The organism is Bacteroides cellulosilyticus, assembly GCF_020091405.1.
Lineage (GTDB): Bacteria > Bacteroidota > Bacteroidia > Bacteroidales > Bacteroidaceae > Bacteroides.
Map to the genome: position 1 here is coordinate 5,956,656 of NZ_CP081903.1, position 12,250 is coordinate 5,968,905.

Annotated in this window: 8 protein-coding genes; all 8 read left to right on the forward strand. The window is 46.7% G+C overall.

Annotation, left to right across the window (positions count from 1 at the left end; translation table 11 throughout):
• The 8 genes from K6V21_RS22995 to K6V21_RS23030 all read left to right on the forward strand — a co-directional run bounded on the left by K6V21_RS22995 (position 1) and on the right by K6V21_RS23030 (position 12,244).
• Positions 1-1,902 (forward strand): arabinan endo-1,5-alpha-L-arabinosidase, encoded by a 1,902-nt coding sequence (locus tag K6V21_RS22995; protein WP_224320007.1) that lies wholly within the window; start codon positions 1-3, stop codon positions 1,900-1,902.
• A 165-nt stretch (positions 1,903-2,067) separates the two neighbouring features.
• Positions 2,068-3,207, forward strand: coding sequence for an aldose epimerase family protein (locus tag K6V21_RS23000; RefSeq protein WP_044264098.1), 1,140 nt, complete (start codon positions 2,068-2,070; stop codon positions 3,205-3,207).
• Between the two features lie 25 nt (positions 3,208-3,232).
• Positions 3,233-4,927 (forward strand): sodium:solute symporter, encoded by a 1,695-nt coding sequence (locus K6V21_RS23005; protein ID WP_022392534.1) that lies wholly within the window; start codon positions 3,233-3,235, stop codon positions 4,925-4,927.
• A gap of 100 nt (positions 4,928-5,027) precedes the next feature.
• Entirely contained in the window at positions 5,028-5,705 is a 678-nt protein-coding gene (locus tag K6V21_RS23010; protein ID WP_217714381.1) for an NUDIX hydrolase, read from the forward strand.
• Positions 5,706-5,784: 79 nt separating this feature from the next.
• Positions 5,785-6,468: an L-ribulose-5-phosphate 4-epimerase gene (locus K6V21_RS23015; protein WP_007663863.1), complete on the forward strand. Its 684-nt coding sequence runs from the start codon at positions 5,785-5,787 to the stop codon at positions 6,466-6,468.
• Between the two features lie 42 nt (positions 6,469-6,510).
• Positions 6,511-8,019: an L-arabinose isomerase gene (araA, locus tag K6V21_RS23020; RefSeq protein WP_217714298.1), complete on the forward strand. Its 1,509-nt coding sequence runs from the start codon at positions 6,511-6,513 to the stop codon at positions 8,017-8,019.
• Between the two features lie 2 nt (positions 8,020-8,021).
• A complete protein-coding gene (locus K6V21_RS23025) occupies positions 8,022-9,620 on the forward strand; it encodes a xylulokinase (protein WP_217714299.1) in 1,599 nt (532 codons plus the stop codon).
• Between the two features lie 275 nt (positions 9,621-9,895).
• Positions 9,896-12,244 carry a glycoside hydrolase family 127 protein gene (locus K6V21_RS23030; RefSeq protein WP_224320008.1) on the forward strand — a complete coding sequence of 783 codons (2,349 nt, stop codon included), beginning with the start codon at positions 9,896-9,898 and terminating at the stop codon, positions 12,242-12,244.
• The last annotated feature ends 6 nt before the right edge of the window (positions 12,245-12,250 follow it).

Here is a 12,250-nt window from a genome sequence, read left to right on the forward strand (position 1 = left end):
ATGAAAAGACTAACATTTTCCTTAATATCCCTGCTGACGGTCTTCACTTTCATGGCTTGCTCCGATGGGCTGGACAACATCGAATACAATAGAAACAGCGATATAGTCGTAACCATTCCTGAAATAACCGCAACCACAGGCACCTCACTGACCGTCACTTCATTGGTCACCGGCAATGTCAATCAGGTTGTCAAGAAGGGCTTCTGCTACAGCGCCAATGCCCAGAATCCAACCATCAAAGATAACGTAGTGGATGCCGACGAAGACTTCAACGCCACGATTTCCGGCTTGACGGGCAATACCTCTTACTATATCCGTGCTTATGCCTACAGTAACAGCCGTTACACCTACTCGGATGTGCTCACGGCAACCACAGAAAGCCTAAGCCTTGACGAACAGCTCAAAAACTACGTGGCACCCGCCTATGTGGACAATTACGTGGACATAGCCAGTTGGGACCAACGCCATGAATGGAACCTAGCAAACGTGCACGACCCCACCGTGATGCTGGCCGAAGACGGATATTACTATATGTATCAGACGGATGCTTCCTACGGCAATGCACATACAGCCGGCGGACACTTCCACGGCAGACGTTCCAAAGACCTCGTGAACTGGGAATACTTAGGCGGAGTGATGCCATCACTGCCCGGTTGGGTAATTCCGAAGCTGAATGAAATCCGCAGTGAAATGGGGCTGAGCGAAGTTTCGCCCGAAACCGCAGACTTCGGTTACTGGGCACCCTGCGTGCGCAAAGTGAGAAACGGGCTTTACCGTATGTACTACTCCATTGTGTGCCCCGGCTATTTAGACGGAGCCAACTCCTGGGGCGAACGCGCCTTCATCGGTCTATTGGAGAACTCAAACCCCGCCGACAACAACGGTTGGGAAGATAAAGGCTATGTCATCACCAATGCCTCAGACAAAGGGCTGAACTTCCACATCAGACCCGACAACTGGGCTAACTGTTACTACAAGTGGAACGCCATCGACCCAAGCTACCTGATAGACAACGATGGGAAACATTACCTGATTTACGGTTCCTGGCACAGCGGTATAGCTGCCTTGGAGGTAAACGCCGAAACAGGGAAACCGCTGAATACACTGCCAACTCCCTGGGGAACCGGCGAAGATATTGCCGCATACGGTTCATTGATTGCCACCCGGGAAATGGGAAACCGCTGGCAAGCCTCGGAAGGACCGGAGGTCATCTACAACGCTGCCACCGGATACTATTATCTGTTTATGGCTTATGACGCATTGGAAGTCCCCTACAACACCCGTGTCTGCCGCTCCCAAAACATCTATGGTCCCTACCTCGGCATAGACGGCACCAACCTGACCGAAACCGGAGGGGAGATGCTACCCATCGTCACCCACCCCTACAAATTCAACAACAGTCATGGATGGGTAGGAATCGCACATTGCGCTGTGTTTGACGACGGCAACGGCAACTGGTATTATGCTTCGCAAGGCAGATTCCCCGAAAACGTGGGAGGAAATACCTATAGCAATGCCCTCATGATGGGACATGTACGCTCCATACGGTGGAACTCCCAAGGCTGGCCGGTCGTAATGCCCGAACGCTACGGAGCTGTTCCTCAAATAGCCATTACGGAAGATGAACTGGTAGGCAACTGGGAACACATCGACCTGTCTTATTCCTATGGAAAACAGAAGGAATCGAGCAACATGACCCTCGCGGCCGACCATACCATTACAGACGGCACCTGGAAAGGGGGAACCTGGAGCTATGATGCAGAAAAACAAATACTGACTGCCAACGGAGTGGAACTATGCCTGCAACGTGAAGCCGATTGGGAAGCCAATCCACGCACCCACACCATTGTCTATGCTGGATATACCAACAGCAAGACATATTGGGGCAAGAAAACAAAATAAGCATCCCTTGACATACTGAAACAGCTTTGAAATATACAATTTTCAAAGCTGTTTTTTTTCTTTTATGTTACATAACATATTAAAGTGTACATCTTACACTAAATAAAAGTGTTACTTTTACACCCAAAATCGGATAATTATCTCATTTACATTAAAAATAGAACCATGAAAAACAATTTTCTACTTGCAGGAATTGCCGCACTGATGTTATCTGCGTGCAATAACAAGCCAGCTCAGGAGTTGACTTTGTCCGGTCTGAATCCGGTGAATTTCCAAACAGAAGTGAACAATGCCAAAACAGGTCTTTACACCTTGAAGAACAAGTCGGGCATGGAAGTGTGCATTACTAACTTCGGTGGCCGTATTGTTTCCATTATGGTTCCCGACAAAAACGGGAATATGCAGGACGTTGTTCTGGGTTTCGACAGCATTGCTGACTATGTAAACATCCCGAGCGACTTCGGTGCTTCCATCGGCCGTTATGCAAACCGCATCAACCAGGGAAGAATTGTATTGGACGGAGAGACGATCCAATTACCGCAAAACAACTTCGGACACTGTTTGCATGGCGGTCCTAAAGGCTGGCAATACCAAGTATATGAAGCCAATCCGATTGATGAAACTACTCTGGAACTGACTCGTATCTCACCGGACGGTGACTCTAACTTTCCCGGCAACGTAACTGCTAAAGTTCTTTTCAAACTGACAGATGACAACGCTATAGATATAAAGTATAGCGCTACTACAGATAAGAAAACAGTCATCAACATGACTAACCACTCTTACTTCAACTTATCCGGTAATCCTTCAAAAGCTGCAACAGATCATATCTTATATGTAAATGCAGACAATTACACTCCGGTAGACAGTACTTTCATGACCACTGGAGAAATCGTAACAGTTAAAGATACTCCGATGGACTTTACTACTCCTAAAACAATAGGACAAGACATCACAAACTTCGACTTCGTTCAGTTGAAAAACGGAAATGGCTATGACCACAACTGGGTACTGAATACGAATGGAGACATTGCTCAATTAGCAGCAAAACTGACTTCACCTGAAAGCGGCATCACTCTGGAAGTATATACCAACGAACCGGGTATACAAGTTTATACCGGTAACTTCCTGGACGGAACTGTAATAGGCAAAAAAGGCATTACTTATAATCAACGTGCTTCCGTATGCTTGGAAACACAACACTATCCCGACAGTCCTAATAAGCCGGAATGGCCTAGCGTGGTATTGGAGCCGGGACAAACTTACAACAGTGAATGTATTTTCAAATTCTCAGTAGAGAAATAATAGTTAACTTTTAAATATTAGAATTGTGGAAGCATTAGATTGGATTGTAATTGGAGTCTTCGCTTTAGCTCTGATTGGTATTATTGTTTGGGTTGTCAAACAGAAACAAAATGACTCAGCGGATTATTTCCTGGGTGGACGTGACGCTACGTGGATTGCTATTGGTGCATCTATTTTTGCATCAAACATTGGTTCGGAACACTTGATCGGACTGGCTGGTGCCGGAGCATCCAGTGGTATGGCTATGGCACACTGGGAAATCCAGGGATGGATGATTCTTATTTTGGGATGGGTATTCGTACCGTTCTATTCAAGAAGTATGGTATATACGATGCCGGAATTTCTGGAACGTCGTTATAACCCGCAATCCCGTACTATATTGTCTGTAATCTCCTTGATCAGTTATGTACTGACTAAGGTAGCGGTTACGGTATATGCCGGTGGTCTGGTATTCCAACAGGTATTCGGCATTGAAGAACTCTGGGGAATCGATTTCTTCTGGATTGCAGCTATCGGTCTGGTTTTGATCACTGCATTATATACGATCTTCGGTGGTATGAAGTCAGTACTTTATACTTCTGTATTGCAGACACCGATTTTATTGTTAGGTTCACTGATTATCCTTGTACTCGGTTTCAGAGAACTGGGTGGATGGGACGAAATGATGAGAATTTGTGGTGCGGTAACTGTTAATGATCAGGGCAACACCATGACGGAATTAATTCGTAGCAATAGTGACCCGAACTTCCCTTGGTTGGGAGCATTAATCGGATCAGCTATCATCGGTTTCTGGTACTGGTGTACTGACCAGTTCATCGTACAACGCGTTCTTTCAGGTAAGAACCAGAAAGAAGCACGCCGCGGTACTATCTTCGGAGCTTATCTGAAATTGTTACCTGTATTCTTGTTCTTGATTCCTGGTATGATTGCTTTTGCACTTCATCAGAAATACCTCGGTGCAGGCGGTGAAGGTTTCTTGCCGATGTTGGCTAATGGCAGCGCCAATGCCGATGCAGCTTTCCCGACACTGGTAGCCAAGTTGTTGCCGGCTGGTGTGAAAGGTCTGGTGGTTTGCGGTATCCTAGCAGCTTTGATGAGTTCGTTGGCATCTTTGTTCAACTCATCTGCCATGCTGTTTACAATTGATTTCTACAAACGCTTCAAACCGAAAACTTCTGAAAAGAAACTGGTAGTTATCGGTCAGATGGCAACTGTAGTGATTGTAATTCTGGGTATTTTGTGGATACCTATCATGCGTAGCGTAGGCGATGTACTTTATACTTATTTGCAAGACGTACAGTCTGTATTGGCACCAGGTATCGCCGCAGCCTTCCTGTTGGGTATCTGCTGGAAGCGTACTTCTGCACAAGGTGGTATGTGGGGATTGATCGCCGGTATGGTAATCGGCCTGACACGTCTGGGAGCAAAAGTATATTACAGTAATGCAGGAGATGTGGCAGGTGGTACATTCAAATATCTATTCTATGATATGAACTGGTTGTTCTTCTGCGGATGGATGTTCCTGTTCTGTATCATTGTAGTGATAGTAGTCAGTCTGGCAACGAAAGCACCGTCTGAAGAAAAGATACAAGGATTGGTATTCGGTACCTCTACCCCGGCACAATTGGCAGAGACACGCGCCAGCTGGAATCATTGGGATATTATCCATACGGTTATTATCCTGGGTATCACTGCCGCTTTCTATATCTATTTCTGGTAAAATAGCGACGAGCTACAAGCTACAGGCGACGAGTGCCATCCGGCATGATAGCGTAGCCACTTGTAGCTTGTAGCCTGTAGCTCGTAACTAAACATATATGATGAATAACTATTATAGTTCAAATCCGACCTTTTACGTTGGTATCGACTGCATCATCTTCGGTTTCAACGAAGGAGAACTGAGCCTGTTATTGCTGAAACGAAACTTTCAGCCGGCAATGGGTGAATGGTCTCTGATGGGTGGATTCGTGCAACAAGGTGAAAGTGTGGATAATGCTGCCAAACGTGTACTGGCGGAACTCACCGGCTTGGAAAATGTATATATGGAGCAAGTAGGGTCGTTCGGCGAAGTGGAACGTGATCCGGGAGAACGGGTTATCTCTGTTGCTTACTATGCATTGATCAACATCAACGAGTACGACCGCGAACTGGTGCACCAGCATAATGCCTACTGGGTAAACATCAATGAATTACCGCCTTTGATCTTCGACCATCCGCAAATGGTGAAACAAGCACGGGAATTAATGCAACAAAAAGCATCAACAGAGCCTATCGGCTTCAACCTGTTACCGAAGTTATTCACGCTGTCTCAACTGCAAAGCCTCTACGAAGCTATTTACGGCGAACAGATAGACAAGCGTAACTTCCGTAAACGGATAGCCGAAATGGACTACATTGAAAAAACAGATAAGATTGATAAAACAGGTTCCAAACGCGGAGCTGCCTTATACAAATTCAATGAAAAGGCATACCGCAAGGCACCGATTTTTAAACTGTGATAGAGTGATAATGTGATAGAGCGATATCGCCTTTATCACCCTATCACATTAACACCTTATCGCATTAACAAATGAAATTATGCTGGAAGAACTGAAAGAAAAGGTATTCCATGCCAACCTTGAACTGGTGAAGCATGGATTGGTTATCTTCACCTGGGGAAATGTATCGGCTATTGACCGTGAAACGGGGCTGGTAGTCATCAAACCTAGTGGTGTAAGTTATGACGATATGAAGGCGGAAGACATGGTGGTGGTGGACCTCGACGGCAAGGTAGTGGAAGGACGATTGAAACCGTCTTCAGACACTCCGACCCACGTGGTACTCTACAAGGCTTTCCCTGAAATCGGCGGTGTGGTACACACCCACTCTACTTACGCTACTGCCTGGGCGCAAGCCGGATGTGACATTCCGAATATCGGAACGACACATGCAGATTACTTCCACGATGCCATACCTTGCACGGCAGATATGACAAAGGAAGAAGTGGAAGGAGCGTATGAAATGGAAACCGGAAATGTAATCGTGAAGCGCTTTGAAGGGCTGAACCCTGTACACACGCCGGGAGTACTGGTAAAGAATCACGGTCCTTTCTCTTGGGGAAAAGATGCGCACGATGCTGTACACAATGCAGTGGTAATGGAACAAGTGGCCAAGATGGCAAGCATTGCTTATGCCGTCAATCCGAAACTGACCATGAATCCGCTGTTGGTAGAAAAGCATTTCAACCGCAAGCATGGACCTAACGCTTATTATGGACAGTAAACAATCGACAGTTTAAAATTAACAATTAAAAATCAAAGAATTATGAACGCATTTGATCAATATGAAGTATGGTTCGTAACCGGAGCACAGCTCCTGTACGGAGGTGACGCAGTTATCGCAGTAGACGCACACAGTAATGAAATGGTAGCCGGATTGAACGCCAGCGGCAAATTGCCGGTAAAGGTGGTTTATAAAGGTACGGTAAACTCTTCTAAAGAAGTAACTGAAGCTTTCAAAGCTGCTAACAATGATGAGAAATGTATCGGTGTTATCACCTGGATGCACACTTTCTCTCCTGCCAAGATGTGGATTCACGGTTTGCAGGAACTGAAGAAGCCGTTGCTGCACTTCCATACTCAGTTCAACAAAGAAATTCCTTGGGATACCATGGATATGGACTTCATGAACTTGAACCAGTCTGCTCACGGTGACCGTGAATTCGGCCACATTGTAACCCGTATGCGTAAAAACCGTAAGGTAGTAGTAGGGCATTGGCAAGATGAAAAAGCACAGGGCCAGATTGCAACATGGATGCGTGTTTGCGCCGGATGGGCTGATGCACAGGATATGCTGATTATCCGTTTCGGTGACCAGATGAACAACGTTGCTGTTACTGATGGTGACAAGGTATCCGCTGAACAAGTTTTGGGTTACCACGTAGACTACTGTCCGGTAAACGACCTGATGAAGTACTACAATGCAGTGGAAGACAAAGATGTACAGGCAATGGTAGATACTTACTTCAAAGAATACGACCATGCTCCTGAACTGGAAAAAACCGGAACAGAAGCTTATACCAAAGTATGGAACTCTGCAAAAGCAGAAATCGCTCTCCGTCGTATCTTGAAAGACACAGGTGCCAAAGCATTTACTACCAACTTCAACGACCTCGGTGACTTTGACCAGATTCCGGGATTGGCTTCTCAACGTTTGATGGAAGAAGGTTATGGTTTCGGTGCGGAAGGTGACTGGAAAACTGCCGCTTTGTACCGTACCACATGGTTCATGAGCCAAGGTATGCCGAAAGGTTGTTCTTTCCTGGAAGACTACACTTTGCATTTCGACGGTGAAAAGAGCGCTATCCTCCAGGCACACATGCTGGAAGTTTGTCCGCTGATTGCAGAAGCAAAACCGAAACTGGAAGTACACCGTCTTGCCATTGGTATCGATAGCGAAACTGCACGTCTTGTATTCACCAGCAAACAAGGTGAAGGCGTAGCCGCTACTATCGTTGACCTGGGTAACCGTTTCCGCCTCATCGTGAACAAAGTAGAATGTATCAAGAGCAAACCGCTGCCCAAACTTCCTGTTGCCAGCGCATTGTGGATTCCGATGCCGAACCTCGAAATAGGTGCCGCTGCATGGATTTTGGCAGGCGGTACTCACCACACCAGTTTCTCTTATGATCTGACCGTAGAATATTGGGAAGATTATGCAGAAATGGCAGGTATCGAAATGGTAGTTATCGATGAAAATACAACTATCAGCGAGTTCAAGAAAGAACTGCGCATGAATGAAGTATATTACATGTTGAACAAAGCGCTTTGTTGATTATGAAACCAGACGCAAAATCAACCATCGAAGCAGGCAAGGCCATTCTTGGCATAGAATTCGGTTCCACTCGAATCAAGGCTGTTTTGATTGACCAGGAAAACAAGCCCATCGCTCAAGGAAGTCACACCTGGGAGAACCAGTTGGTTGACGGACTTTGGACATATAGCGTTGAGGCCATCTGGTATGGACTGCAAGATTGTTACGCCGACCTTCGCTCAAACGTGAGAAAGCTCTATGACATAGAAATAGAAGCTTTGGCAGCAATTGGCGTCAGCGCCATGATGCATGGTTATATGGCATTCAATGATAAAGAAGAGATTCTCGTGCCCTTCCGTACTTGGAGAAACACCAATACAGGTCAGGCTGCAGCTGCTTTATCAGAGCTGTTCGTTTATAATATTCCTCTGCGTTGGAGCATTTCTCATTTGTATCAGGCCATTCTGGACAACGAAGAACACGTGAAAGATATCAATTATCTGACAACGCTCGCAGGTTTTATCCATTGGCAGATGACCGGTAAAAAGGTATTAGGCATAGGCGATGCATCTGGTATGCTCCCTATAGACCCGGTTACCAAAAACTACTCCGCTGAAATGGTGGCCAAGTTCGACGAGTTAATCGCTCCGAAGGGATATGACTGGAAATTGCTGGATATTCTTCCCAAGGCATTGCCGGCTGGTGAAAATGCAGGTTTCCTGACACCGGAAGGCGCTAAGATGCTCGACGTATCCGGCCATTTGAAAGCTGGAATACCGGTTTGCCCGCCCGAAGGAGATGCAGGTACCGGTATGGTTGCAACCAATGCCGTTAAGCAGCGTACAGGAAACGTATCGGCAGGTACATCTTCATTCTCCATGATTGTATTGGAGAAAGATCTGTCAAAGCCCTACGAAATGATCGATATGGTTACTACTCCCGATGGAAGTCCCGTAGCCATGGTACATTGCAACAACTGTACATCTGACCTCAACGCATGGATCAACCTGTTCAAAGAATACCAGGAACTGCTGGGTATACCTGTAGATATGAACGAAGTATATGGAAAACTCTACAACCATGCCCTGACAGGCAATGCGGATTGTGGAGGTCTCATTTCATTCAATTACATCTCAGGCGAACCTGTAACAGGATTTGCAGATGGAAGACCGATGTTTGTACGTTCGGCCAATGACAAGTTCAGCCTTGCGAACTTCATGCGGACGCACTTGTATGCTTCTGTCGGTGTCCTCAAGATTGGTAATGACATTCTTTTCAAAGAAGAAAAGGTGAAAGTTGACAGAATCACAGGACACGGAGGCTTGTTCAAGACTAAGAATGTGGGTCAGAGAGTACTTGCAGCAGCATTAAACTCACCTATTTCCGTAATGGAAACTGCCGGTGAAGGTGGTGCCTGGGGTATTGCGTTGCTGGGGTCATTCCTTGTGAACAACGAAAAAAAGCAACCTCTCGACGCCTTCCTGGATGAGCAGGTGTTTGGTGGAGATGCAGGTGTTGAGATAGCGCCTACAGCTGAAGATGTAGCAGGCTTTAACGCATACATCGAAAACTACAAGGCAGCACTGCCCATCGAAGAAGCAGCAGTGAAATTCAAAAAGTAATTCCTACTTCAAGGAATAAACGAATGTAATAGTATAGGGAGAAGCTTCGGCTGCCACGTGGGTGCTGTTGGCACCGGAGCAACTCCCTATACATTCGTTCTACAAGCTCGGACAATTCATTGAATCCGGCAAAGCATTGTTGCCCGTTCAGGCAAAGCACTGTTGCTCGCTTGGGTGAAGCATCGTTGCCAGCTCAGAAGAAGTACCCTCACCCGCTCAGGTGAAGCACCTTCGTCAGTAAGCAAATAATCTCTATACCTCAAATATAATATAATATGAAAACGATCCTTATTACTTACCTGTTCCTTTTTTGTTTTCTCCTGACCGGGAAAGCTCAAACCCAACAAGAAGTTTCCTATTTCCCTTTGCAAGACGTCAAGCTGTTGGAAAGCCCCTTCCTGCAAGCCCAGCAGACCGACCTGCACTACATCATGGCCATGGAGCCCGACCGCCTGCTCGCCCCTTTCCTGCGCGAAGCCGGACTGACGCCCAAAGCGTCAAGTTATACCAACTGGGAAAACACCGGACTGGACGGACACATCGGCGGACATTACATTTCCGCACTCTCTATGATGTATGCCGCTACCAGAGACACAGCCATATACAATCGGCTGAACTATATGCTGAACGAACTACATCGTGCACAGCAAGCCGTAGGCACCGGATTCATCGGAGGCACTCCCGGAAGCCTGCAACTTTGGGAAGAAATTAAAGCCGGGAATATCCGTGCCGGAGGTTTCGACCTCAATGGCAAATGGGTACCCCTATACAATATACACAAGACTTATGCCGGACTGCGCGACGCTTACCTCTATGCCGGAAGCGACCTTGCCCGCCAGATGTTAGTGGCCCTCACCGACTGGATGATAGACATCACCGCAGGACTCACCGACCAGCAAATGCAAGACATGCTCCGCAGCGAACACGGAGGACTGAACGAAACTTTCGCTGATGTTGCCGAAATCACAGGTGACAAGAAATACCTGGAACTGGCACGCCGCTTCTCCCATAAAGTGATTCTGGACCCTCTTGTGAAGGATGAAGACCGCCTGACAGGCATGCATGCCAACACACAGATACCAAAGGTTATCGGCTACAAACGTATCGCCGACCTCGCACAAGACCAGAACTGGGATCACGCCGCCCGCTTCTTCTGGAACACCGTGGTAAACCATCGTTCCGTCTGCATCGGCGGCAACAGTGTACGCGAGCACTTTCATCCGGCAGACAACTTCACATCCATGCTCAATGATGTGCAAGGTCCGGAAACCTGCAATACTTACAACATGCTTCGCCTGACAAAGATGCTTTACCAAACTTCTCCCGACATTCGTTTTGCCGATTATTACGAACGTGCTTTATATAATCATATTCTTGCCTCACAACAGCCAACAAAGGGTGGATTTGTTTACTTCACCCCTATGCGTCCGGGACACTACCGCGTTTATTCGCAGCCGGAAACATCCATGTGGTGTTGCGTCGGTTCCGGATTAGAGAATCACACCAAATACGGAGAGTTTATTTACGCCCATGCAAAGGATACGTTGTATGTAAACCTCTTCATCCCCTCCCGTCTGACCTGGAAAGAGAAAAAGATAACCCTGGTACAGGAAACCCGTTTCCCCGACGAAGAGCAAATCAAATTCCGCGTGGAAAAGAGCAAGAAGAAAGCATTCAGCCTCAAACTCCGTTACCCCTCCTGGGCTAAAGGCGCCAGCGTTTCCGTTAATGGAAAAGTACAGGAAACAAATGCCCAACCGGGAGAGTACTTGACCATTCACCGCAAATGGAAAGCCGGAGATGAAATCACACTGAATATGCCCATGCAGGTTGCCTTGGAGCAAATACCGGATCGGGAAAATTTCTATGCATTCATGTATGGGCCTATCGTACTTGCCAGCCCCACAGGGACAGAGAATATGGACGGGCTTTATGCAGATGACAGCCGTGGCGGACACATTGCCCATGGCAAACAGATTTCCATGCAAGAAATACCGATGCTGATAGGTTCCGCCGCATCTCTGCCTCAATCACTCCGGAAGATAAACGATGACTTGGTTGCATTTACTTATACCGGTAGTGTCTATCCGGCACAGAAAGAAGCGCTGAAATTAATTCCCTTCTTCCGTCTTCACGATTCCCGTTATGCTGTTTATTTCCATCAGGTAACCGAAGCTGAAGTAGAAAGTATCCGCAAAGAAGTGGCATTGAGCGAGCGTAAAGCAATGGAACTTGCCAACCAGACTGTAGATCTCATTTTCCCCGGTGAACAACAGCCTGAATCGGATCATGGTATTCTATACGAACAGGCAGAAACTGGAATCAATAAAGACCGTCACTTCCGGCGTGCCAAAGGTTGGTTCAGTTATAACCTCAAAGTAAAAGAGGAAGCCAGCCAGCTCATGATCACTGTACGGAAAGAGGATTATACCAAGGTAGCCATCCTTCTTAACAATGAAAAACTGACCGTTAGTCCTACGATCAGCAAACCTGATAAAGAGGATTTTATAACGATCTGTTATTCTTTACCCCAAAAGTTAAGTGCAGGCAGCTATCCGATACGCTTCAGTCCCGACGGAACAGAGTGGACACCTGCTATTTATGAGGTCCGCTTACTCAAATAAAAACTA